The sequence below is a fragment of the Salegentibacter sp. UBA1130 genome (assembly GCF_002311535.1).
In the GTDB taxonomy this organism is placed as follows: domain Bacteria; phylum Bacteroidota; class Bacteroidia; order Flavobacteriales; family Flavobacteriaceae; genus Salegentibacter; species Salegentibacter agarivorans.
Map to the genome: position 1 here is coordinate 49,232 of NZ_DCAP01000040.1, position 24,480 is coordinate 73,711.

A 24,480-nucleotide genomic window follows, 5' to 3' on the forward strand; every position below is an offset into this window, starting at 1 on the left:
TGTTAATTTTTTTTATATTCGTATTATGCAAAGCTTTAATAAAATAATAGCTGTTTCATTGGTACTTGCAGTAATGTTTGCTTCATCGTCTTTTACTGTGAATATGCATTTCTGCTGTGATAAACTCGTGGATATGGCGGTTTTAAATAAAGCTCAGGTTTGTGATAATGCGGTGAAGGCTCAGACCAATCCTTCAAAAAAATGTTCGTTCGAAAAAAAAGGTTGCTGTGCTAATAAATCTATAGTTAAAGAAAGTGGCGATAACTTTCAAAAAGCTTCATTTGAGATGGAAAATCATAAACTGATTTTCCTACACACATTTTTTTACACTTACGTAAATCTATTCGAAGGGTTGGAACAAAATATAATCCCTTTTAGGGATTATGACCCACCCCTCATACCGAAAGATTTTCAAGTACTCCACGAGGTATATTTAATTTGATTTCATCCTAAGTAGGTTCTTTTTCAAACAACCTACCTTATATGTTGGCCTGTACTACGCAAAGGCTAACAACTGGTGCGCTCTATCCTGAGCATACCACACTTTCAACTATTTGAAAAACAGAAATTTATAATCTATTAGAATAAATACCATTCTAAGAATAAATAATTAATACTATGGATTTACAGAGAGAATTCTGGATAAAGAATATGGTATGTAGCCGTTGTCTAAAAGTAATAACGCAAGAACTGGAAGAGATGGGAATAACCGTACTCTCTTTGGAATTAGGTAAACTATTGGTTGAATCTTCAAAAAACACCAACACGGAGGTTACGTATAAAGTTACCAAAGTACTTCATTCCAATGATTTTGAAATAGTACAAAGTGAAGGGGAAATGCTGGTTGAAAAAGTAAAAATCATTCTAATCCAACTGCTTACTCAGTTACCACTTCATTTGAAAACAAATACTTCAGAACATTTGTCTTCTACGCTCAACAGGGATTATAAAATACTGAGCAGGCTGTTTTCTAAAAATGAAAACACCACCATTGAAAAATACTTTATAAAACTGAAAATTGAAAAAGTAAAAGAACTTATTCAATTAAAACAATATTCTTTTTCAGATGTGGCATATATGCTGGATTATAGTAGCATTAACCATTTATCAAGACAGTTTAAAGAGATTGTGGGAATGAGTATGAGCGACTATAAAAACACAGAAAAATGGAAACGAAATTTCTATGATGAAATTATATAAATAACAACGAAAGTTATGCAGATGAAGTAGCATAAAAACAGATAGCTTTCGTGTTAATTATAATATTAAAAACCCTAAAGCCCGAACTCCCTAAGGCTTGTGTTGATAATCCCCCAATTACAACATAAGCCAGTTCAGGTCTTAAAAAGGCGAGGAATAAACATTAATTAAAATAAAAAACAATGAAAAATCACTGGTTATGGATGGTCCTCGGTTGTGGACTGCCGCTTTTACTCATCTTTTTAGCACCATCTATTGGAATTGGTGGTGGCACCTGGCTTTTTGCATTTATTATAATAATGTTCGCAGTACACTTGTTAATGCCCATGCGGCACGGGAGCCATACGCACGGATTGTCCAATGAGAACTTAAAAAAGAAGGATAAAAAAAAAGAAGGACAACATCACTAAAATTTATGTTATGAAACGAAAATTTCAAATTAATGGTATTAGTTGCGGCGGCTGCATTAGCAGGGTCAAAAAGACATTGGAAGAACATCCAAAGATTGAAAAGGCAGAAATTTTTCTGGCACCAAAAGGAGCTACAATCATCACTATGAAGGAAACGCTTTCAGTAGATGAATTACAAAAACAACTCAGCAACCTTGAGGGTTACACAATTGAAAAACTATAAAAGTAACTTAAAATCAAAAATTATGTTTTTTCACGACGGAAGTTTCGGAGGTATGCACCTGATATGGTGGATTATTTGGATGGCGTTTATCATTTGGATTTTCTTTATCCCAACTGATATCCCATACCAAAAACCAAAAAAAGAAAAACCATTGGACATCCTAAAAAACAGGTTTGCCAAGGGCGAAATTTCAAAGGAGGAATTTGAAGAATCCAAAAAATTATTAAAATCAGATAACCAATCTTAAAACATATAAATTATGTATCGATTAAATGTAAAAAAATTCGGTTTTGCCCTCGGTCTAACAGTATCCTTAATTTATTTGGGCTGTATGATCGTGATGGCTACAGCAGGACAGGAAGGAACGATTATATTTTTCAACAGCCTTTTACACGGTCTGGACACCAGTAATATTATAAGAATGGACGTGCCACTATTAGAAGCATTTTTTGGTATTGTGCAAAGCTTCATTTTAGGCTGGTTGATTGGAGCGTGTATTGCGGCATTTTATAATGCCCAAATAAAAAACAGATGATTTTGCATTAAATAGGATTGTTTAATCGAAAGTTTAGATAAGGCCCTCTTGAATTTAGAACATAATTATATCAAAGATTCATAAACCGCTAAAAATGATAAACAGTAATACTTATAAAAATATTAAGATCATTTTGACTCATTTATTTATTGGGGCAGGTATTTTTTATTTCCTGGTACACCCTTTTACAATGGTAATCTACTGGTTTGAGTTCAGTGATACGCCCTTCTCTTTCCCCTTGTTTCAGCAAGTCTTAGAAGAACGTTTTTTGGAATCTTTCAGTTTCAATATGCGGGGCATGGGCGGACTCTTAACTTTATTGGGAGGATTCTTGGGGATAGTTTCAGGTTTATTCTGGATAAACCTGAAAAAGAAAAATGAAATTATTGGCACACAACAGCGGCTGCTTGTTCGTGATATTGAAGAATTAATCCAGGCCGGTGAAAATGAACGGGTGGAATTCAAATCTTCCATACGCTATGATTATTACCGTAAAACAACCAATCGGGAACTGGAGTTGGTCATTGCCAAAACCATTGTGGGCTTTATGAATGCCAAGGGTGGAAAACTTATAATTGGTGTTGATGACGACGGAAATGTTCTGGGATTGGAAAAAGATTATAAAACCCTAAAGCATAAAAACATGGATGGGTATGAACGTGCGGTGTTCAGGATTATCTCTACACAATTGGGTCACGAGGCTTGTTTCAGCAACCATATTTCGTTCTACAGTATTGATGAGAAAGATGTGTGCGTGGTGGATATCGAACCTTCCAACGAACCGGTTTATGTGAGTGATGAAGGAAACACCACTTTTTATGTACGCACAGGAAATGCTACGTATCCACTATCGGTAAAAGAAACAGTGGATTATTTAAAAACCAAAAAGCTTAAGCTTATGCAATACAACTAGTTTATAAGAGAGGTTGGAAATGAAATATCCAAAATGATTCGATTACTAAATTCTTTGGCTTGACATGTAAATCTAATTCGGACAGAATTAGTGGAATTAAACCCGAAATCAGAGATTAAAAAGACGAAAAAAATGAAAATTGTATTGGCCATAGATGGTTCAGATTTTAGTGAAGTAGCCATTAACGAGCTTAAGAAAATGACTTTATCCTCAAATAGTGAAATTCATATTATAAATGTTTATGAACTTCCTAAAACAACCGGTCTGGGATTGCATACTATGGGCGGCAAGATAGGAAATTACATAGAAGAAATTAAAAGTAACGCTCAAAAATTGGGAAACAAAATCGTTTCAGAAGCTTCCGATAAAATCAAGGCCGAAAACAAGGCACTTACCATAACCACAAGTGTTGTTAGCGGACTGCCCAAAAGTACTATTAATGAAAAAGCAGAAAATTGGGGTGCAGATTTAATTGTAGTAGGCTCTCAGGGTCACGGTGCTTTTTCTCGCTTAGTATTGGGCTCAGTATCCCAATATTTAACCACAAATGCCAAATGTTCAGTACTGATTGCAAGAGATAGAAATAAAAAATGAAAGAAAAGCAAACACATAGCATTACGTTGGAATCCACCTGTAAGATAACAGATGAGATATGTCTTCCCGATACTAAATTACCTCGTGTGGTTATCGTTGGTGGAGGATTTGCAGGTTTGGCATTGGTTGAGAAACTGAAACACAAAGAAGTTCAAGTGGTTTTACTCGATAAAAATAACTTCCATCAGTTTCAGCCTTTATTATATCAAGTGGCAACGAGTGCCCTGGAGCCTGACAGTATTGTATTTCCATTCAGAAAACAAATCAATGGCTATAAAAATGTTTTCTTTCGTTTGGCTGAAGTTGAGGAAATTCAACCTGATTCAAATACTATATTGACCAATAAGGGAAGTGTTTCTTATGACTATTTAGTGTTGGCTACTGGCACGACCACCAATTTCTTTGGGATGGATTCTGTGGCCGAAAATAGTTTGGGGATGAAGGATATTCGCGATTCCCTCAACATCCGTCATATGATGTTGCAAAATTTGGAACAGGCAGCTATTACTTGTGATGATAAAGAACGCGACGCGCTGACAAATTTTGTAATAGTAGGTGGTGGTCCAGCAGGCGTAGAAATGGCAGGAGCTTTGGCAGAGTTTTGCAAATACATCCTTCCCAAAGATTACCCAGAGTACCCTTCTTCCATTATGAATATTTATCTAATAGAAGCCATTGATGAGTTGTTAGGCACAATGTCAGACAAGGCATCATCGAAAACCCTCAAATATTTAGAGGATTTGAATGTAAAGGTATTATTAAATGAAGCTGTAAGCAATTATGACGGCAACGAAGTCACTACCAAAAGTGGTAAGACCATTTTGGCTAAAAATCTTATCTGGACGGCTGGCGTAAAAGGACAATTCCCAAAAGGTATTGATGAAAAACACGTGGTCAAGGGCAACCGTATAAAAACTGGCTCATTTTTAATGGTAGAAGGTTACGAAAACTTTTTTGCCATAGGCGATATAGCGGCTATAATTACTAAAGATACACCAAAAGGGCATCCACAAGTAGCACAGACAGCTATTCAGCAAGGTAAATGGTTGGGTGATTCACTATTAAAAATCATTAAGAACGAGGCACCAAAACCTTTCGAATATAAAGACAAGGGTTCTTTGGCAACCGTAGGAAAACGTAAAGCAGTAGCCGACTTGGGAAAAATGAAGTTTGCTGGCTATTTCGCCTGGTTACTATGGTCCATAGTACACTTGATGTCCATAAGCGGATTTAGAAATAGATTGATGGTTGGTTTTAATTGGGCGGTTAGTTATTTCACTTATGAAAAGAGCAACCGACTGATTATTAGAAATTTTAATCCGAAATCTTCGATTAAAAACAGGGGAAAATAATTTAAAAATGAAGAATAACAGAGAGAATAAAGATAAGCTTTCCCTAATAGGTTCCATATCCCTTGGTACAGGCGTAATGATTGGTGCTGGCATATTTGTCCTAATGGGTCAAATAGCTGAATTAGTGGGAGATCTATTTCCAATAGCATTTATTGCGGGAGCTATTGTGGTAGGTTTTAGTTCGTATTCTTATGTAAAGTTTTCAAACGCTTTTCCTTCCTCTGGAGGTGTCGTAAAATTTTTAAGTAAATCCTACGGGCCAGGAACTACAACCGGTGTTTTTTCATTGTTGATGTATGTCTCTATGGTAGTTTCCGAAAGTCTGGTGGCCGGCACTTTTGGAGCTTATACACTTAGGCTATTTCCCGAGTCTTATGCAGGTTATGCCTCTACCCTGGGTGTTGGGCTAATTGTTGTTGCCTATATAGTGAACATCCTGGGCAATAAGGTTATTGGGGTCACCGCAACATTTACCGCTATTATAAAGGTAGTGGGAATAGCAATATTGGCCATTGCCGGCTTAGCAATTTCAGGTTTTGCCGATATCACCGGAAACTATATTCCCGAAAATACCGAGACATTACCGCAAGGATTCGCCTTTGTGGCTGCTTTGGCCTTATCTATCCTCGCTTACAAAGGCTTTACTACTATCACCAACCAGGGCGGGGATATTAAAAACCCACATAAAAACCTGGGACGATCTATTATTATTTCTATTCTTATCTGTACGCTCATCTATGTAGCACTGGCTTTGGCTGTTGCCGGAGGTTTAAGCATTCCTGAAGTTATTGCGGCAAAAGATTATGCCCTTGCGGCCGCAGCAAGACCTGTTTTTGGCGAATGGGGCTCCTGGTTTACTATTGGTATTGCTATAATTGCCACAGTATCTGGCGTTATTGCCAGTGTGTTTTCATCATCACGCCTGTTGGCGATGTTGAGTAATATGAAACAGGTGCCTTCCTTAAAAGGGATGGGGAATTTTAAAAATCCGGCGCTCATATTTACAGTTTCACTTGCCATTTTACTGACTGCCCTGTTCAATTTAACAAGAATTGCTTCTATTGGAGCCATTTTTTACCTCATAATGGATATCGCGATTCATTGGGGGCTTTTCAGACATCTTAGAAAAGAAGTTGAATTTCAACCAATCATCCCCTTGATCGCTATCATACTGGATATTGGGGTGCTTACTGCCTTTATCTATATAAAATACCTGAACGATCCGTTGGTGCTAATTGTGGCGGCCATCGGTATAATACTCATCCTTCTTGCCGAACGACTTTTTATGATTTCCCATACTGATAGTGAAGGAAATATGCCTATGGGGATGGACGACAACAAACCTGCAAAAGAAAAAATGTAATTACTATTTAATACTAAAAATTATGGAACAGACAAAAAGAACAACAAAAATGAAAAACAAAAAGTTGATAAGCGGGATAGCAATGGTACCGCTACCAGTACTTGTCTTTTTGAGCATTGATGAAGCTTTGTTTCAAAGCGGTGGCTTCCTCTTTACCCTAAAGCTGGCGATCCTATGGACCTTAGTGAGTATAGGGATTATAGTAACGACAATCCTATTACAGAATAACCAAAAAACGATAACCCTTAAAGTTAAGAAATAATGAAAAGTATAGCGGTTATAGGATACGGAGTCATTGGAAAAAGAGTGGCAGATGCCATCAATCTACAAGACGATATGAAACTTTTAGGCGTGTGTGATGTTATTAGCGACTGGCGCATTCAAAACGCGGTAAGAAAAGAATATGATATTTATGCAGCCACTCAAGAAGCGGCCGATAAAATGAAGTCCGAAGGAATTTCAGTAAAAGGCAATATGCAGGAGCTTTTAGAAAAATCAGACCTTGTAGTGGACTGTACCCCTAAAAAAATTGCGGTTCAAAATGTTGCGATTTATAAAGAACAAAATATCAAATTTATTTTACAGGGAGGCGAAAAACACGAAACCACAGGCCATTCCTTTAGTGCCGAAAATAATTACAAATCGGCTATAAATATAGATGCCACGAGGGTTGTTTCCTGCAACACCACCTCTATTTTAAGAACCTTAACAGCATTAAAAAAAGCTGATCTATTGGATTATGCCAGAGGGACACTCTTGAGAAGAGCTACAGATCCTTGGGAAAGTCATTTAGGCGGGATTATGAACACAATGGTTCCCGAAAAGGATATTCCGAGCCATCAAGGACCAGACGCCAAAAGTGTAGATCCTGATTTGGATGTTATTACTACCGCAATAAAGGTACCCCAAACCTTAAGCCATTTACACTACTGGAACGTGAAGTTAAAAAAACAAGCCTCTAAAGAAGAAGTGCTTAATGCTTTTAAAACGTCCAGCCGTATCAAATTGATTCAATATGACCAAGGTTTGGTTTCCAACAATACCATAAAAGAAATGTTCTTGGATATGGGAAGGCCTTGGGGCGATATGTACGAAGTAGCCCTATGGGAAGATATGCTAAAAGTACATGGCGATGAACTTTTCTATGCTTATGTAGTCGATAATCAAGCTATTGTAATTCCGGAAACAATTGATGCTATTAGGGCATTAACCGGAATTGAAACAGATGGGGCTAAATCCATCGCCAAAACAAATGAAAGTTTAGGAATCCATTAAACACTATCGAGATGAAAATAAGCAAAAACATAATAGGACTTTTAGGAGAAAAGGCAGACTTCTATTTGGAACACGTTTGTGAAAAAATAACAAAGGATGAACTGCAAACCCCCAGTAAAGCAAACATAGATAAGGTATTTGTTCAAAGTAACAGAAATCCACAGGTACTGCGAAGTCTTTCGCAATTGTATAACCACGGAAACCTTGGCGGTACAGGCTATTTGAGCATCCTTCCCGTAGACCAGGGTATTGAGCACAGTGCTGCTTTTTCATTCTATAAAAACCCGGATTATTTTGACCCGGAGAATATTATAAAATTGGCAATAGAAGCAGGATGTAATGGAGTGGCTTCCACCTTTGGGGTTTTAGGATTAAACGCACGAAAATATGCCCATAAAATTCCGTTTATCGTGAAGATTAACCACAATGAACTGCTTACCTACCCAAACAAATATGACCAAACACTATTCGGAAAAGTAAAATCAGCTTGGAATATGGGAGCCGTTGCTGTGGGTGCCACCATTTATTTTGGTTCTGAAGAAAGTAATAGACAGCTAAAGGAAATAGCCGAAGCTTTTGAAGAAGCCCATAGTTTAGGAATGGCTACCATTTTATGGTGCTATACCCGCAATGAAAATTTTAAAACCGAAAAGAAAGATTATCACGCTGCCGCCGACGTTACCGGACAAGCTAATCATATCGGCGTAACGATACAGGCAGATATCATCAAACAAAAATTACCTACAAACAATTTTGGATTTAAGGAAATTGGGTTTGGAAAATATGATGATGAAATGTATAAAACCCTTACCACAGAACATCCCATTGACCTTTGTCGATTACAAGTCGCCAATTGCTATATGGGCAAAATAGGATTGATCAATTCCGGCGGTGGCTCTAAAGGTGAATCAGATTTGACCGAAGCGGTAACAACAGCATTAATCAATAAAAGAGCTGGCGGCTCTGGATTGATTATGGGTCGAAAAGCATTTCAAAAGCCTTTTATTAGAGGGATTGAGTTACTGCACTCCGTCCAACAGGTATATCTGGAAGATAGTATAACCATAGCTTAATTATAACGAAAACAATTTAAAACCAATAAATCATGAAAAACATACTCGTACCTACAAACTTTTCAGAAAACTGCAAGAAAGCAGAGGAACTCGGAATTGAAATGGCAAAGCTTTACAATTCAGAAATTCATTTTTTTCACTTAATTAACACCCCCGTAAACTGGGTTGAGCTAGATAAGGAAAAAGAAAAAAGATATCCAGAAACAGTAAAAGAAATAGGAAGTGCAAAAGCCTCCTTGAGAGCACTGGAAAAAAAAGCAGAACAACAAGAGCTTGAATGCAGGACGTTCCTTGAGTTTGATGGCGGACAGGCAAATATACTTAAACACTCCGGTCATTTTCACCACGACTTTATTGTTACAGGAAGCAGCGGCACCCGAGGTGGAGTGCGCGAATTACTGGGAAGCAATGTAGAGAAAATTGTAAGAAAAGCCGATGTCCCTGTAATTGTGGTTAAGGATGAAAAAGTAACTTTTCCTTTTAATAATATTGTTTTTGTTTCAGATTTTCTGGAAGATGTGAGCGAAGCATTTAAGCAGGTTATTTCTATTGCGGAAAAGTGCGGTGCACATCTTCATTTATTGAGGGTTAATACCCAAACTGATTTTAACAGTATAGAACAGGGTTTGGACCCCATCAAGGAATTCTTGAAGAAATTCCCCGATTTGGATAACTTTTCAATGAATGTATATAATGAACCTGATGTAGAAACAGGTATAAACAATTTTTTGAAATATAAAGATGCCGATTTAATAGCAATGTGTACTAGTGGCCGTACAGGTTTTTTAAGCCTGTTCTCCAAAAGTATCGCCGAGGGCGTAACCAATCATTCCGAATTGCCGGTAATGACCATTAAGGTATAACAATGAATAAACCAGTCCTAATAAAAAAATATTCCGGCGAGTACGAAGCTTTTGATATAAACAAACTCATCAATTCTCTGCGACGTTCACAGGCAGATGAGGATCTTATTCAAGATATAGCACAGGAGGTGCAAGAGCAGATTGAAGAAGGAATGACCACTAAGAAAATCTATCAATTGGCTTTCAAGATGCTAAAATTAAGATCGAGGGTAAGTGCTTCAAAGTACAAACTCAAAAAAGCTTTGATGGAGCTGGGCCCAACGGGCTTTCCATTTGAAAGGTTTGTGAGCAAACTATTAACGCACGAGGGGTTTGTAACACAGGTGGGTGTGATTGTGCAGGGCAATTGCGTGCAGCACGAAACAGATGTGATAGCCCAACAGGATAACGAACATTATATGATTGAATGTAAATACCATAGTGATCAAGGGCGGGTTTGCAATGTTAAAGTGCCCCTTTATATCCATTCAAGATTTTTGGACGTAGAAAAACAATGGGAGCGCCAAAAAGGTCACGAAGCTAAAATTCACAAAGGAGGTTTATATACCAACACCCGATTTACAAGTGATGCTATACAATATGGTAAATGCGTTGGGCTATTATTGACAAGCTGGGATTACCCAAGGGGCGATGGTTTAAAAAACAGGATAGACAAGTCCGGCTTGCACCCCTTAACTGCTTTAACAACGCTGACCAAAGCCGAGAAAATGAAATTATTGGAGAAAGGAATCGTGCTCTGCAAAGAGCTTCACGAAACACCAAAAATTTTAGAACAAGTAGGAGTGCCAAAATCAAGACACAAAAAGATTCTTGAGGATTCAAGAGAACTATGTAGAATTCATTAAAGCACTATTTAAATTTTTAATTTAAAAATAGAAGAAATGAAAACAGATGAACTGAAAGAAAAGGACAGTATCGATTTAGAGCCATTTTACCAAGCATTGGAAGATGATTCTAAACTACTTGAAGAAGCCCTTGAGATATTACTGGAAATGGTACACTTTGAACCTAAATCCATAAAGAAATTGGCTCTTTTTATCAAAAAGGATTCCCGTAATCTATATAAAGAAATAGTGGAATTGAGCAAATCTAACCAAGGTAAAGGAAACACATCTTCCTGCTGTGGTGGACACTAAAAAAATACTATAAAGATGAAAACCAATAAAATAAACATCCACTTTTTGGGAGCAGCAGGAACCGTAACCGGCTCAAAATATTTAGTGGATACAGGAGATATAAAAATACTCATAGACTGCGGACTTTTTCAAGGGCTAAAGGAATTACGCCTTAAAAACTGGGACTATCCGCCAGTGAAAGTTTCGGAAATTGATATGGTCTTGCTTACCCACGGTCATTTAGACCACACGGGCTATCTGCCTCGATTAGTCAAGCAAGGATTCAATGGGCCTATCTATGGTACCAATCCCACATTAGACATCGCCACGATCATCTTGAACGATAGCGCTAAAATTCAGGAACAGGAAGCAGAACGTGCCAACAAAGAAGGCTATTCCAAACACAGTCCTGCCGAACCACTTTACGATTTGAAGGATGTAGAAAAAACCATTCCGCATTTTAAAGGTATTCCACAAGCACAATGGATTCCATTGTTTGACGGTATCAGAGTTCGTTTCCAATACAACGGGCACATTCTGGGTGCCACTTACATTGAGTTGGATGTATACGGGAAACGTTTTGTGTTTTCAGGAGATATTGGTAGAACTAACGATTTACTATTATATCCACCGTTAAAACCGAAAAAAGCCAATGTACTATTTATAGAATCAACCTATGGTGGAAGGTTTCATCCAGATGAAGTAGAAGCACTTCCGCAGATTGAAAAATTGGTCAATGACACTATCAATAGAGGTGGAAGTCTTTTTATTCCAAGTTTTTCGGTAGAACGCGCCCAACTGATGATGGTGATTTTTTGGAAATTATTGAAAGAGAAGAAAATCCCAAAAGTACGAATGATAATGGACAGCCCAATGGGCGCTAGTGTATTGGAATTGTTTCATCGCACAAGGGACTGGCACAGACTAGATGAGAATGAATGTGATGAAATGTGTTCACATTTTACGGTCGTAAGCAGTTATCGGGAAACTATGGAATTACGAACCGATAACAAACCAAAAATTGTGATTGCAGGAAGCGGAATGCTTACTGGCGGAAGAATGCTCAACTATCTCGAAACCCAAGCACAAAATTCAAACAACACTTTGCTCTTTGTGGGTTATCAGGCCGAAGGTACTCGGGGAAGAAAATTATTGGAAGGTGATAAGGAATTGAAAGTGTACGGAAAATGGGTGCCGTTTCATATGGAAGTTGCAGAAATTGAAGGGCTTTCGGCACACGCAGACCATAAAGAACTTATAGAATGGATGGGCAAAATAAAAAATACGCCAGAGCGCATTTTCATAGTACACGGTGAAAAAGAAAGTGCGGAAGCATTGCAGAAAGGAATTAAAGAAACTTATCAATGGGATTCGGAAATCCCACAGCTATATAGTATAGAAAATGTATAATTTGTTAATCATATAAAAATGCAAACCAAAAAAGCAAGCACGAACTGGCAAGTGATTACCGGCGGACCTAGTACTGGAAAAACCACTGTAATTAATATGCTGGCTGAGAGAGGTTATAAAACAACCATTGAGCATGCAAGGCACTATATAGACACCATGCGTACTGAAGGTCAAACGGTTGAAGAATTAAGAAGTAATCGTAAGAAATTTCAAATAGGGGTCTTGGATATGCAAATAGAACAAGAAGCTTCCATATTGCCCCAAGACTTGGTTTTCTTAGATAGGGCCATTCCAGATGCTATGGCATACTATCAATTTTTAAAGCTTGATTATGATGAGAAGCTGCTCACCGCAGTTAAAAACACTTCCTATAAAAAAATATTCATTTTAGACCGATTACCATTCACCAAAGATTATGCCCGTACTGAGGATGAAGAGGCTCAAAAGAAAATACACCAATTAATAATAGATGTTTACACTTCCTTGGGATTTCCAATTGTTTCTGTTCCAGTTTTGCCACCAACTGAACGGGTAGAATTTATTTTAAAAAACATAGAATAGCATACACGATCAAGTATCTAAATGTAATTTATAAAGAAAATGTTTAGAAAATTCAATAGAAAATATCCTACAACATATAGCACAGCTATGATGTTCACGGCAGCATTGTTCTATTTTATTTTGGGCTGTACAGGTATAAATGCTCAAAACGAAATGCTTATCGGGCAGATTTCAGGCAGGGATGTAGTGCGAAAAAATTTTGATAAAGAAGGTGATTTTCTCAATAAACAAACTTTTGAAGCTGGAGAAACAATAAAGGAAAATGGATATTATGAAATAAAGGTAGTTACAGAATTGTTTGACAAAAACAAACAATCAACCGATAAATACACTACTACCTACCGTTGTGAGCCAGATGACGCCAATGTAATGATAATGGCTTTTCCGTTTTCCAAGCCAAAATCAAAAGAAACCGAAATTAATACCATTTCTGAAAATTTTAAAAAGCTCTACGATTTACAAAACTTGAAAGATATTAAATTGGAAATGAGTTTTGACTCGGGCTTGTTAAACTTTTTTGGTTCCAAAAGCATCATAAAAATTTATGACCGAAAATTAGAGGATGGGAAAAACACTATAAAATCAAAAATTAATATTAAAGCCTATGCCTGGGGAATTCGCATTAAGCAACTCAATTATACCGTTATCGAAAAATTAAATGAAAAAGGTTTATTGACCTTTCAGGAATTTACAAAAGAGGATAAGAGCTATTTTACAATGAACTATAAATAAAGACAGATGACAAATTACGATACACTTTCAGAAGCCATAAATGACTTACAAGCAAACGACTATCCTTATGATTTCAATTTAAAACCAGAGTGCTTAGAATGTCCTTCCCTGAAAATTGAGATCCGGCCAGAAGATTTTAAAGTAGATAAAACCTATCGCTTTGAAGGAATGAGCAGTACCGATGATAATAGTATTTTATATGCTATATCTTCTAAAAACGGCATTAAGGGTCTTTTGGTAGATGCTTACGGTGTCTATGCTGAAAACCTAACGGAAGCAATGCGAAAAAAATTAAGGTAAAATCTTGAAAATGATAAATTTAGATAAAATTTCAACCAAACCACCCCAAACGATTTCAAAAGGCGAGGCAAAGAAAAATCTGGCACAGCTTCGCAAAGAATTTTTTGAACTTCAGAATATGTTTTATGCCGATGGGCGTTTTGGTTTGCTTATTATCCTACAGGGCATGGATACTTCCGGCAAAGACGGCACCATTCGTCATGCCCTTAGCAGTATGAATCCGCAGGGAGTTCAGGTTAAATCGTTTAAAAAACCGACCGAGGAAGAGTTGAAGCACGACTTTTTATGGCGTGTTTACCCCCATATTCCACCAAAGGGTATGATTCAAATTTTTAACCGTTCATATTACGAAGATATAATGATGCCAAGGCTCAACAATTCCCTTCCAGAAGAGATTCTCGCACACCGTTGTAAACTCATAAAGCATCTTGAACAGCATTTTAAACTGAGTAACATTCATGTACTAAAATTTTTTCTCCATATCTCGAAAGAAGAACAAAAACAGCGTATAAAAGAACGACTTTTAAAACCTCATAAACGTTGGAAATATAGTGCCAATGATAAAAAAGCAGCTAAAAAATGGGAGGCTTATAGAGCTGGCTACAATATGTTATTAAATGACTGCGATGAACCTTCCTGGCATATTATACCCGCAGATAAACGTTGGCACCGCAACTTTAGCGTTGCCAATATAATTACGGAGCATTTAAAAAAACTAAACCTAAAATATCCTAATACTTAAAAATAGAAATCATGGAAAATCACAAAGACCATAAAAATCACGGCCATAAAAGCAAAGGGAAAGATTCCACAAAGATAGAAGCAGAAAAAAAAGAAGAAGAGATAAAAGACCATCATATCGAAAAAACAAAGCACGGCCACGAAAAGGCTATGGATCATAGTAAGATGAACCACGGCAGTGGAGACCATTCTGGCCACAATCCAGGGCACGGAGAACACGGGCACGACCATCATAAAATGATGATTGCCGATTTTAGAAAACGGTTTTGGGTAACTTTAATCTTGACCATTCCCATCCTGATCATCTCCCCTATGATACAAGATTTTATTGGGTATGAGTTTTTGCTTCCTGGAAACCAGTACATTTTATTCGCTCTTTCTTCGGTAGTATATTTCTATGGCGGCTGGCCATTTATTACCGGATTCTGGTCCGAGGTTAAAAAAGGTGCACCGGGAATGATGACCCTTATTTCTATGGCCATTACCGTGGCGTACTTTTATAGTTCGGCAACGGTGTTTGGTTTAGAAGGTGTCGATTTTTTCTGGGAACTGGCTACGCTTATTGCTATTATGCTTGTAGGTCATTGGATAGAGATGAAAAGCGTTCTAGGCGCCTCTAAGGCCTTGCAGCTGTTAGTAAGCATGATGCCTGCCGAGGCACATCGTGTTAAAGGAGACACTATTGAAGATATTCCTCTGGAGGATTTACTGAAAGATGACGTAATACTTGTAAAACCAGGGGAAAAAGTTCCCGCTGATGGTATTATAGTAGAAGGTTCTAGTTATCTAAATGAATCCATGCTTACCGGAGAATCTAAACCGGTAAAAAAAGATAAAAAAGATAAAGTAATTGGAGGTTCGGTAAACGGTAATGGCAGTTTAAAAGTAAAAGTAGAGCATACCGGAAAGGACAGCTATCTCAACAAGGTCATCACTATGGTCGAGGAAGCACAAAAGTCTAAATCAAAAATGCAAAACCTCTCTGACAGGGCTGCAAAATGGTTGACTTACGTTGCATTGGGAATTGGATTTGGAACATTAGCGGTTTGGCTCATATTGGGCTTTCCATTTGTTTATGCATTGGAAAGAATGGTAACCGTAATGATTATTGCATGTCCGCACGCTTTAGGTCTTGCGATTCCGTTAGTAGTTGCTATTTCAACAGCTGTATCTGCTCAGAACGGGTTGTTGATTCGCAACAGGACCGCTTTTGAAGAGTCCCGAAAAATATCGGCCTTATTATTTGATAAGACGGGAACGCTTACTAAGGGAGATTTTGGGGTTACAAGAATTGAATCTGTAAATGAAAAATTTTCGAAAGAGGAAATATTACGGTTGGCGAGTGCTTTGGAGCAAAGCTCGGAACACCCTATTGCCGTTGGAATAATTAAAAAGATAAAAGAAGATAAAGTTGCTATCCCAAATCCAGAAAACTTTAATGCGATTACGGGTAAAGGTGTGGAAGCAAATGTAGAAGGAAAGCAAATAAAAGTGGTTAGTCCTGGTTATTTAAGGGATGAAAAAATAACTATTCCCGAAGATGCCTATAGTGACGCCGCTGAAACTGTCGTCTTTGTCTTGATTGATGGAAAACTGGCAGGATATATTGCACTTGCCGATGAAATAAGACCAGAATCTGCCGAGGCTATAAAAGTCTTTAAAAAGAATAATATAAAAGTTTTAATGGCTACCGGTGATAATGAAAGAACTGCCAAAGCTGTTAGCGATAAACTCGGCTTGGATGGATACTACGCCGAAGTTTTGCCACATCAAAAAGTGGAAATAGTAAAAGAATTGGAAAGTAAGGGAGAGTTTGTGGCAATGACAGGAGACGGCGTGAACGATGCACCGGCTCTGGCTCAAGCCAATGTAGGTATTGCAGTAGGTTCTGGCACAGACGTAGCCGCTGAAACTGCGGATATTATTTTGGTAAACAGCAACCCACAAGATATTGCTAACTTGATTTTGTTCGGTAAGGCTACATACAATAAAATGATCCAGAACCTTATTTGGGCGACGGGGTATAACGTTATTGCCATTCCGTTGGCTGCCGGAGTGCTTTATTCTACCGGTTTTGTTTTAGGTCCAGCCGTTGGAGCTGTACTTATGAGTTTGAGTACCATCATAGTGGCCATTAATGCTCAATTATTGAAAAAGAAAATCGGAAAAAAATAATGATTAAAAAAAGCAAGCTCGGCAGGATCTTTTTGGTCCTGCTGAGTTTATTTATGGTAATGCTTGGTTATGGTATTTTATTGCCAATCCTTCCATACTATACCGAAAGGCTTGCTTTAGGAGCTAACCTCGATACTAATTCGATCAATTTTCATATTGGTTTATTAACGAGTATCTACCCCTTCTTTCAGCTTCTTTTCGTTATACTTTGGGGGAGGTTATCCGATAAATACGGGCGTAAGCCCATTATCGTTGTTGGATTAATTGGGTTTATAGTAATGCAACTGCTTACTGGATTGGCAACCTCCCTTACAATGCTCTATATAGCGCGTATTCTCGGAGGTATATTCACTTCGGCTGTTATTCCTGTCAGTAACGCATTTCTCAGTGATATCACTTCTAAAAAACATAGGACTAAAATTATGGCTTGGTCTGGGGTAGCGATAAGTTCAGGGGTTATTTTTGGACCTGTTTTAGGCAGTTTTCTATCCCAAACTAACCTACACTTTAAATATTCGTTTTGGATATTACATCTGGACCGGTTCTCAGTTCCTTTTATTTTGGTTGCACTTTTAGGTTTTACTGTATTGGTTATTTTGATTAAATCGTTTAGGAATACAAAACCGGTTAGCAGGTTTGTTTCAGGAAAACAAAAATTAAATTTTAGTTTTAGTAGGTTCTTTATTGTCCTATTACTGCTCTCTTTTGTTATGCAGTTTGTAGTGACCCTCTTTGAAACGGTTTTTTCAATTTATGGAAAAAATCAGTTGCTATTTTCAAGTAATCAGATAGGAATTGGTTTTATGGTCTGTGGGATAGTAATGGCGGTATTACAACCTGTATTTGCGACCTATGGAGAGAAAATATTGACAGCAAAACAACAAATTGGAGCCGGATTGTTGATTTCAGGCATTTCACTAATCGCATTTCCTTTTTTCGGCAATGAAATTTATGTCTATGTACTGATTGTAACATTCGCCACTGGTGGAGCAATTGTAACCCCTAACCTACTTTCAGCCGTTTCCTTACTTTCAAAAGAAAGGGCGGGCAGTAATATTTCTGTACAGACCTCGGCAAACAGTGTCGGACAGATTTTAGGCCCGATCATCGGAACCTGGCTCATTGCCGGTGGGTTTTATTATCCCTTCATTATAGCCGGCATCATTATAATTACCTTTATTGGATTACTTTATTTTTATAAAAGCTTTAATAGTAAAACAACTAAAATAGGACAAGACAACAAAGTATCCTAAGAAAAGCAATAATCTTGTTTCTGAAAAATAATATTTAAATTTTTATTATCTAATAATCATTTAATTTTTTAAGGCATTTCCAGAGCGCCACCAACATCACTCTGATTGGTGAAATAAGTCCGTCCATTTGCTAAAAAATGTGATCCTAATTGGCCACCTACCTTTTTTGTGGTACAAACTTTTACTATTTTGAGCTTAGCTATTTATTAATATTATGATATCACCCCAATTTCATAAGGATCAGTTCAATCCAGCGACGGAAAAGACTTCGCAATTGTTCACGCTCTATATTACGTATAGTAATACTATCCAGACGGCCGTCTATAAGTTTCCGACTAATGAGCTGAGTGTCCATCCTGTCATTTTTGGTGTATTGCTCCTTTCCCTTACGGTGTGTATCAGCGGGATTGACTAATAGGGATTTCCCTCTATAGGTCTAAAATCTGGGATAGGCACAATAGAATAATCTAAATAATATCATTTAAAATATAAAGTTCATTCTGTAGTCACTTCACCACAATATTTGATAAAACGAAATAACCAAGTCTGGTCTCTGGAACCATATTTATCCCGGTTATCATAAGGTTTGATTCTGAATAATGTTAATATTAAATTTCAGGGAATTCGAACTTTCAAAAAATGTTGTAACCAGTCCTTGAAAAAAGGATTTCACTTTCTTGAAACCTTATTAATGCCAGTAGAGGGAACTGGACTCGAGGGACCTTCTGGTTATAAGCTTGGTATTTCCATATGTCAGATATTTATCAACGGTTGATTAACCATCATAAATCATGTTATTACAGACTTTTAATCCATATAAATTTAAAAATTAATAACTTCATCAAGTGCTTCATCAGCATCCCGGTGCATAAAATTAGCTTGATAATTCAAGGTAGTTTTTAAATCACTATGACGATAGAGCTTTTGTAACATTAATGGATGAATTCGATCGCCAGCAATATTACCAAAGCTATGCCTAGCAATGTGATTAGATAAGTTTTTTTCGATTCCACATTCCGTGGCAATTAGCTTTAAGCATTTATTAAAAACCTTCGTAGCACTTTTTGTTTTTATATAAATTTGTTCAGCATCCTTAGGATTGGTATTTCTTAAAAAGGGGAATACAAAACCTTTATTAAGGTGTTTCTCCTTTTTGTAATAATTTAAAATTTTTTCCGCTTTCAAAGGAATTTTAAGGCTGAGTGCTTTTTCATTTTTGTTCATCACATAATAAAGACGATCGTCCTTAAAATCAGACCACTTCATTTTAACCACATCGGAAATACGAATTCCTGCGAAATAAAAAGAAAATAACCATATGTTGTGCGTATGCCAGATAGAAGTATTTTCCTCCAATTTCAACTGTTCAATTTTCTCAACCTCTTCTACGCTAAGTCCTACTTTATTACCAGAACCAATTCTAATTTTTTCCTTATCTCCGGCAAAAGGATAATATTTTTGATCAATAATTCCTTGCTTAATTGCTAAATTAAACAGGGTTCTAATTAAAATAAGCTGATTAGTAATAGTTCTGGTTTTTTGTCCTAAATAAGAATAGCAAAAGGTTTTGTATTTATTAATGAATACTTCATCGATATCTCTAAAAGAAAGAGCTTTACTTTTTTTGAAATGCTCTACCCCATCCATCCATACATATTTATTACGACGAGCATTACTGATACGTTTCAATCTGCGTTCCTTTATATCCTCAATGATCGCTGACTTCCTTTTAGTCCTTTTAAAGTTTAAAAATTCTTCAATATTATACAGTATAGATAAATCACCTTTTGCAACTGAGAATATCCCCCTCTCATATTTTTCCATTATACGTTCAGCCGCTAATTCAAAAAATGATTTTTGCCCCCTGGCTCCCTTTAATTTTTGCTTGATCTGTTTTGGAGTAACACGATCTTCAGAGTGGAAAAATAGGTTATTAGCCTCAACCATTTTCTTCATTAAAAAAATGTTGAGCTGTTGCGAGTTTGGATGACTTTTCTTAGCCATTCCAGCATTGTTATCCCAATCTTTCTCAAAAACATATTGTCCGAGCCACTTGTAATTAGTTTTATAATTCTCACTAATTCTCAGTGCTAAAGGAATTCTTCCATCTTTTCGAATCATATTCTTCCTTAAAACTATCTTTATGCTAGCCATAACTATTTAATTTTGAACTTTATAAAGATAAATAATTAGTTTAAAAACTAGTACAGAATAAGTACAGAATAAGTACAGAATCACTTGATTTTAACAGAATTCAATTGATTGCAAAAATTACGTATTTAACTGATAATCATATATTTTAACGGTTTTTAATCTATTTGGAATAACTACTTGTCGATGTTCATAACCCGGAGGTCCCGAGTTCAAATCTCGGTCTCGCTACTACAAAAATAAGGGGTTTCGAAAAATCGAAATCCCTTTTTCTTTTCCCAGGTACAACATAGGTACAACTTTTAGCATATTTTGCATTTTCATTTAATAGATTCTTCCTTGGTTTTATTTGAATGCAAAACCTGGATATACTGGACTAAGCTGACCCCCCTTAAGAAAACGAAGAGAGCTGGAATTTTAAATTATTCTGGAGTATGTTGACCCCTCTGGATGATTTATTTGGGAGCATGTTGACCCCCCTGGTTATTTTCTTTCAGGTTTTGGTTTATTTGGTGGTATCCACCAAAAGATGAGAAATGTCCGGAAAACCAAAACTAATGAGTCAAGTAAAACAAATACTTCGTCTGCACCACCAGGGAAAGGGAATAAAAACTATTGCAAAAGCGCTTTGCGTAAGTAAGAATACCGTTAAAGGCTATGTCCGTAAAGCTGATTCCAGCAGTCTTCCCATAGAAAGCTTGTTAGCCTTAGAGGATCCGGTTCTGGAGGGTAAACTATGGCCAGGAAATCCAGCCTATAAAGATGAGCGGTATGAGCAGCTCAAACCTCATTTAGCCTATTATTGTAAAGAGCTGGGCAAAGTAGGTGTAACGCGTTTGCTGCTCTGGGAGGAATATAAAACCGGGAACCCTTATCCCTATAGTTATGCGCAGTTCTGTTACCATATGCTGCAACATCTTCGTAGTGGGAAGCCCTCTATGGTATTGAATCATAAACCAGGCGATAAACTTTACGTGGATTATGCAGGTAAACTTTTATCCTACATCGACCGGCAGACTGGAGAAGAAATTAAAGTCCAGGTCTTTGTAGCCTGTCTGCCTTACTCTGACTATTGCTTTGCCATGGCGGTACCCAGCCAAAAGCTGGAAGATTTTATCTATGCCCTGAGTTGTTGTTTAAAGGAACTGGGTGGAGTTCCGTTAACCCTGGTACCGGATAACCTGAAGGCAGCCGTGATTAAAGCCAATCCTTATGAACCCGATATTAATCGGGCATTGGAGGATTTTGCCAACCATTATGGTACTTCGGTGACCCCGACAAGGCCTAGAAAGCCCCAGGACAAAAGTTTAGTAGAGAACCAGGTGAAGCTGATCTATAACCGGGTATATGCCAAGTTACGCAAGCTCACTTTCTTCGACCTTCCTTCTTTAAACAAAGCCATTGCCCAAAAAGTCAGGGAACATAACCAGACCCGTATGCAACAGAAAGATTATTGCAGAGAAGAGAAGTTCCTGGCCGATGAAAAGCATACCCTGCAGCCTTTACCGGAAACAAGCTTCGAGATCAAATATTATCGGGAACATAAGGTGGCTAAAACAATCATATTTACCTGGGTATGGATAAACACTATTATAGTGTACCCTTCACCTATATCGGAATGAAGGTCAAAGTGATCTACACCAGATCCCTGGTGAAAATATATTCCAAAGCAGATCCGATTGCCACGCACCTTAGGAATCATCGAAAAGGTGGGTATACCACCCGCAAGGAACACCTGTGTTCCCACCATCAGTACTACAAAGAGCGAAGCCCCACCTATTACATGCAACGCGGCTATAATCATTCCGAGACACTATACCGGTATATGGAAGCCTTGTTCAAACAGGATAAATATCCGGAGCAGCTTTATAAAACCTGTGATGGGATTATGAACCTTGCTCGAAAGACAAACCTAGAACCTTTTACCAAAGCCTGCGATATAGCGCTGGAGCATCAGAATTACTCCTACAAGTTCTTAAAACAGGTCCTGGAAAACCGAATGACCGAATACCCTGAGGAGCCTGTGATAAAATCGCTGCCCTCTCACGGAAATATCCGTGGAGCATCATCTTATAAATAAGTAATCCATAAAAATTAATATATGAATCCTATTGAAAATCAATTAACACAGCTACGGCTTAATGGCATGCACAGCAGCTGGAAAGCCATGGTAGAGACCCGACAGCATCACGAGCTATCCTTTGGGGAAGGCCTGGAAGTCTTATTGCAGGCGGAAGCAGAAGACCGAACCCACCGCCGTTTTGAACGCTTGAAAAAAAGTGCTCAGTTCAGGTACCAGGCAAGCATGGAAGAACTCAGCCTGGATGCCTCCAGGGGAATCAATAAAACCCAAATCACAGAACTTACCAGTGGAACCTATCTTGAAAAAGGGGAATCCATCCTACTGACCCGGAGCTACGGGTTGCGGGAAGAGCTTTCTTGCATCAGCCCTGGGACACCAGGCTTGTAGTCAGGGCCATAAAGTACTCTATTATAATACCCAAAAATTAATGATGAAAACTAAAATGATCCGTATTGACGGGACCTTCTTAAAATTTTTTGATAAGCTAGCCAAAGCCAAACTGCTGATCCTGGACGACTTTGGTCTGGCTCATTTAGACAGAAAACAGCAAATGGATCTAATGGAAATTATTGAAGATCGTCACGGAAGATCATCTACCATTATTGCCAGCCAGTTACCGGTAGGAAGCTGGTATGATATTATCGGGGAAGCAAGTATTGCAGATGCCATTTTAGACCGATTAGTACACACTTCCCATCGCATAGAATTAAAGGGAGAAAGTCTTAGAAAAAAACTGTAATATTGTCATTATCTTATCTTTTTGACCAAAATCCTTGAGGGGTCAGTATGACCAGTACGAGGGGTCAGCATCACCAGTATATCCACAAAACCTATGATTTTACCTAAATCTTCATAAAAAATAAAGTATTTACTGAAATAGGTGTTCTTAAGTTTTTTTATTTCCACTAATCAAAAAGGAGACTTCTACCATGATCCAACCCCAAACACAATTAGGATTTTTTCCGTTTTTTGGAAATATTCCTATATTTGGAGTAATTTTGTAATAACCCGTCTTATTGCAAAAAAGAGTAATTCTATTCTAGCAATTATGTATACTTCACCTTTAAAGGAATTTTCAAGAAATGATTATTTCGACCAATCTGTTATTAATGATGATATGGCTGATTTTAGTTTTGATATTTTCTTTTCAGGGAAGCGAATAGGATCTAGGAGAGATCTTATTGATTTATTTGTAGTAACCTGGATAATGGATGATACTGAAAACATTTTTATTCGATACAGTATTTATTCGGGTGATAAAGCAGATTGGAAAGAAAAAATTACCGACCAGTTAAAAATACTCATGCAGGATATAAATGTGAGTAAGGAAATTATTAGTGGACGATTGCGGTATTTTGAAGTGAAATCAGAAAAGTATTTACCAACGGAAGCTTTTGAGAAAAAATTCCTGGAGCTCAAGTCTAGAATGAAACAATTTCAAGAATATTAAACTACTTCCGAAGCTATTAATGGTACCTCATATGGAAATGCAAATTTAGAATGATCAGTGCCATTTAACCAGGACTGGTGATCCTGTTGTTTTAGCACTACCGGCATTCTCTTTTTGTTATTGTGAATTTCAGCCATCAATTCATTTGCTTCGGTAGTAACAATAGAATAAGAATTAATAGATTCATTAGTTTCTGGATTAATCCAGCTAGAGTAGATTCCCGCGAACGCAAAAATCTCCTGATCTGTGGGAGTAATTAGATACTTCTGTTTTTCTTTACCTTTTGAATCTTTCCAATGCCATTCGTAATATCCATCGGCAATAACTAAACAACGTTTATCAACAGAATTTCTAAATGAAGGCTTCTCAGCTATGGTTTCAATCTTTGCATTCAGAGTCATTTTTTTGATTTTATCATCTTTGGCCCAAAAAGGAATAAGGCCCCAATTAAACAACTGAATTTCCCCCTGGTTTTCATCGGAAATAATCGGGGTTTTAGAAAAGGTAAAAGCATTTATTTCAAGCTGTGGTTGATATGCATCGGGCTCAATAAATCGAGCACTTAAAGTGCGTTTTATATCGCTGAGTTTGGAATTTAATTTGGTACGGTAACACATTACTTAAAGTTTGAAATTCTAATTTACTAAAAGTAATCAATCCATACAACGGCTAACCAATTACATCACTATCCATAAATGCTAGGCCTGT

Annotated in this window: 30 protein-coding genes; 28 read left to right on the top strand and 2 right to left on the bottom strand. The window is 37.3% G+C overall.

The features are described 5' to 3' along the window. Positions 1–25 precede the first annotated feature (25 nt). From B4F31_RS18180 to B4F31_RS17305, 23 genes are all read left to right on the top strand, one after another. Complete coding sequence (locus B4F31_RS18180; protein ID WP_027884435.1) at positions 26–442, top strand: HYC_CC_PP family protein; 417 nt, start codon at positions 26–28, stop codon at positions 440–442. Between the two features lie 176 nt (positions 443–618). After that, entirely contained in the window at positions 619–1,200 is a 582-nt protein-coding gene (locus B4F31_RS17200; protein WP_027884436.1) for a helix-turn-helix domain-containing protein, read from the top strand. Between the two features lie 182 nt (positions 1,201–1,382). Continuing rightward, entirely contained in the window at positions 1,383–1,610 is a 228-nt protein-coding gene (locus B4F31_RS17205) for a hypothetical protein (RefSeq protein ID WP_034892122.1), read from the top strand. Positions 1,611–1,620: 10 nt separating this feature from the next. Next, on the top strand, positions 1,621–1,833 hold the full coding sequence (locus B4F31_RS17210; protein ID WP_027884438.1) for a heavy-metal-associated domain-containing protein: 213 nt from the start codon (positions 1,621–1,623) through the stop codon (positions 1,831–1,833). Between the two features lie 22 nt (positions 1,834–1,855). Continuing rightward, positions 1,856–2,080: an SHOCT domain-containing protein gene (locus B4F31_RS17215; protein WP_027884439.1), complete on the top strand. Its 225-nt coding sequence runs from the start codon at positions 1,856–1,858 to the stop codon at positions 2,078–2,080. 12 nt (positions 2,081–2,092) lie between these two features. After that, positions 2,093–2,368 (top strand): DUF5676 family membrane protein, encoded by a 276-nt coding sequence (locus B4F31_RS17220; RefSeq protein ID WP_027884440.1) that lies wholly within the window; start codon positions 2,093–2,095, stop codon positions 2,366–2,368. A gap of 94 nt (positions 2,369–2,462) precedes the next feature. Beyond that, complete coding sequence (locus B4F31_RS17225; protein WP_037314446.1) at positions 2,463–3,281, top strand: helix-turn-helix domain-containing protein; 819 nt, start codon at positions 2,463–2,465, stop codon at positions 3,279–3,281. Between the two features lie 132 nt (positions 3,282–3,413). Then, on the top strand, positions 3,414–3,875 hold the full coding sequence (locus B4F31_RS17230; RefSeq protein ID WP_075327984.1) for a universal stress protein: 462 nt from the start codon (positions 3,414–3,416) through the stop codon (positions 3,873–3,875). Further along, positions 3,872–5,227, top strand: a complete 1,356-nt coding sequence (locus B4F31_RS17235) for an NAD(P)/FAD-dependent oxidoreductase (RefSeq protein ID WP_208225790.1) — start codon at positions 3,872–3,874, stop codon at positions 5,225–5,227. The genes B4F31_RS17230 and B4F31_RS17235 overlap by 4 nt, the downstream gene beginning before the upstream one ends. A 7-nt stretch (positions 5,228–5,234) precedes the next feature. Beyond that, positions 5,235–6,590 carry an APC family permease gene (locus B4F31_RS17240; protein WP_286761824.1) on the top strand — a complete coding sequence of 452 codons (1,356 nt, stop codon included), beginning with the start codon at positions 5,235–5,237 and terminating at the stop codon, positions 6,588–6,590. A gap of 22 nt (positions 6,591–6,612) precedes the next feature. Continuing rightward, a complete protein-coding gene (locus tag B4F31_RS17245; RefSeq protein WP_286761825.1) occupies positions 6,613–6,852 on the top strand; it encodes a hypothetical protein in 240 nt (79 codons plus the stop codon). Further along, on the top strand, positions 6,852–7,865 hold the full coding sequence (locus tag B4F31_RS17250) for a type II glyceraldehyde-3-phosphate dehydrogenase (RefSeq protein ID WP_208225793.1): 1,014 nt from the start codon (positions 6,852–6,854) through the stop codon (positions 7,863–7,865). Before B4F31_RS17245 ends, B4F31_RS17250 begins: the two co-directional genes overlap by 1 nt. An 11-nt stretch (positions 7,866–7,876) precedes the next feature. Beyond that, a complete protein-coding gene (locus B4F31_RS17255) occupies positions 7,877–8,938 on the top strand; it encodes a class I fructose-bisphosphate aldolase (RefSeq protein WP_093302924.1) in 1,062 nt (353 codons plus the stop codon). Between the two features lie 32 nt (positions 8,939–8,970). Further along, the gene (locus B4F31_RS17260; protein ID WP_075327068.1) at positions 8,971–9,801 is read left to right on the top strand and encodes a universal stress protein; all 831 of its coding nucleotides are present in this window, start codon (positions 8,971–8,973) and stop codon (positions 9,799–9,801) included. Between the two features lie 2 nt (positions 9,802–9,803). After that, complete coding sequence (locus B4F31_RS17265) at positions 9,804–10,646, top strand: ATP cone domain-containing protein (protein ID WP_208225794.1); 843 nt, start codon at positions 9,804–9,806, stop codon at positions 10,644–10,646. Between the two features lie 36 nt (positions 10,647–10,682). Further along, positions 10,683–10,937, top strand: a complete 255-nt coding sequence (locus tag B4F31_RS17270; RefSeq protein WP_286761826.1) for a hypothetical protein — start codon at positions 10,683–10,685, stop codon at positions 10,935–10,937. Between the two features lie 15 nt (positions 10,938–10,952). Next, positions 10,953–12,326 (top strand): MBL fold metallo-hydrolase RNA specificity domain-containing protein, encoded by a 1,374-nt coding sequence (locus B4F31_RS17275; RefSeq protein WP_208225796.1) that lies wholly within the window; start codon positions 10,953–10,955, stop codon positions 12,324–12,326. Between the two features lie 18 nt (positions 12,327–12,344). Further along, positions 12,345–12,887 carry an AAA family ATPase gene (locus B4F31_RS17280; protein WP_127844260.1) on the top strand — a complete coding sequence of 181 codons (543 nt, stop codon included), beginning with the start codon at positions 12,345–12,347 and terminating at the stop codon, positions 12,885–12,887. Between the two features lie 153 nt (positions 12,888–13,040). Further along, positions 13,041–13,619, top strand: coding sequence for a hypothetical protein (locus tag B4F31_RS17285; RefSeq protein ID WP_414706144.1), 579 nt, complete (start codon positions 13,041–13,043; stop codon positions 13,617–13,619). Between the two features lie 6 nt (positions 13,620–13,625). Then, complete coding sequence (locus tag B4F31_RS17290; protein WP_208225797.1) at positions 13,626–13,919, top strand: phosphoribosylpyrophosphate synthetase; 294 nt, start codon at positions 13,626–13,628, stop codon at positions 13,917–13,919. Between the two features lie 10 nt (positions 13,920–13,929). Further along, positions 13,930–14,661, top strand: coding sequence for a PPK2 family polyphosphate kinase (locus tag B4F31_RS17295; RefSeq protein WP_208225798.1), 732 nt, complete (start codon positions 13,930–13,932; stop codon positions 14,659–14,661). An 11-nt stretch (positions 14,662–14,672) separates the two neighbouring features. Beyond that, positions 14,673–16,835: a copper-translocating P-type ATPase gene (locus B4F31_RS17300; protein WP_414706143.1), complete on the top strand. Its 2,163-nt coding sequence runs from the start codon at positions 14,673–14,675 to the stop codon at positions 16,833–16,835. Next, positions 16,835–18,088, top strand: coding sequence for an MFS transporter (locus tag B4F31_RS17305; RefSeq protein ID WP_208225800.1), 1,254 nt, complete (start codon positions 16,835–16,837; stop codon positions 18,086–18,088). Before B4F31_RS17300 ends, B4F31_RS17305 begins: the two co-directional genes overlap by 1 nt. An 822-nt stretch (positions 18,089–18,910) precedes the next feature. Here B4F31_RS17305 and B4F31_RS17310 read toward each other — a convergent pair. Then, on the bottom strand, positions 18,911–20,242 hold the full coding sequence (locus B4F31_RS17310) for a site-specific integrase (protein ID WP_075327075.1): 1,332 nt from the start codon (positions 20,240–20,242) through the stop codon (positions 18,911–18,913). A gap of 554 nt (positions 20,243–20,796) precedes the next feature. Here B4F31_RS17310 and istA point away from each other — a divergent pair. The 5 genes from istA (at position 20,797) to B4F31_RS17335 (ending at position 23,772) form a co-directional block, all read left to right on the top strand. Beyond that, on the top strand, positions 20,797–21,861 hold the full coding sequence (gene istA, locus B4F31_RS17315) for an IS21 family transposase (protein WP_286761828.1): 1,065 nt from the start codon (positions 20,797–20,799) through the stop codon (positions 21,859–21,861). Then, positions 21,858–22,319: a hypothetical protein gene (locus B4F31_RS17320; protein ID WP_286761829.1), complete on the top strand. Its 462-nt coding sequence runs from the start codon at positions 21,858–21,860 to the stop codon at positions 22,317–22,319. Before istA ends, B4F31_RS17320 begins: the two co-directional genes overlap by 4 nt. 21 nt (positions 22,320–22,340) lie before the next feature. Continuing rightward, positions 22,341–22,709: an ATP-binding protein gene (locus B4F31_RS17325; RefSeq protein WP_286761830.1), complete on the top strand. Its 369-nt coding sequence runs from the start codon at positions 22,341–22,343 to the stop codon at positions 22,707–22,709. Next, entirely contained in the window at positions 22,690–23,061 is a 372-nt protein-coding gene (locus B4F31_RS17330) for an ATP-binding protein (protein ID WP_286761839.1), read from the top strand. Before B4F31_RS17325 ends, B4F31_RS17330 begins: the two co-directional genes overlap by 20 nt. A 309-nt stretch (positions 23,062–23,370) precedes the next feature. Beyond that, positions 23,371–23,772, top strand: coding sequence for a hypothetical protein (locus B4F31_RS17335; RefSeq protein ID WP_286761831.1), 402 nt, complete (start codon positions 23,371–23,373; stop codon positions 23,770–23,772). On the opposite strand, the gene B4F31_RS17340 is transcribed toward B4F31_RS17335, so the two are convergent. Continuing rightward, a complete protein-coding gene (locus tag B4F31_RS17340) occupies positions 23,769–24,389 on the bottom strand; it encodes an SOS response-associated peptidase (RefSeq protein WP_286761832.1) in 621 nt (206 codons plus the stop codon). The genes B4F31_RS17335 and B4F31_RS17340 overlap by 4 nt on opposite strands. Positions 24,390–24,480 lie beyond the last annotated feature (91 nt).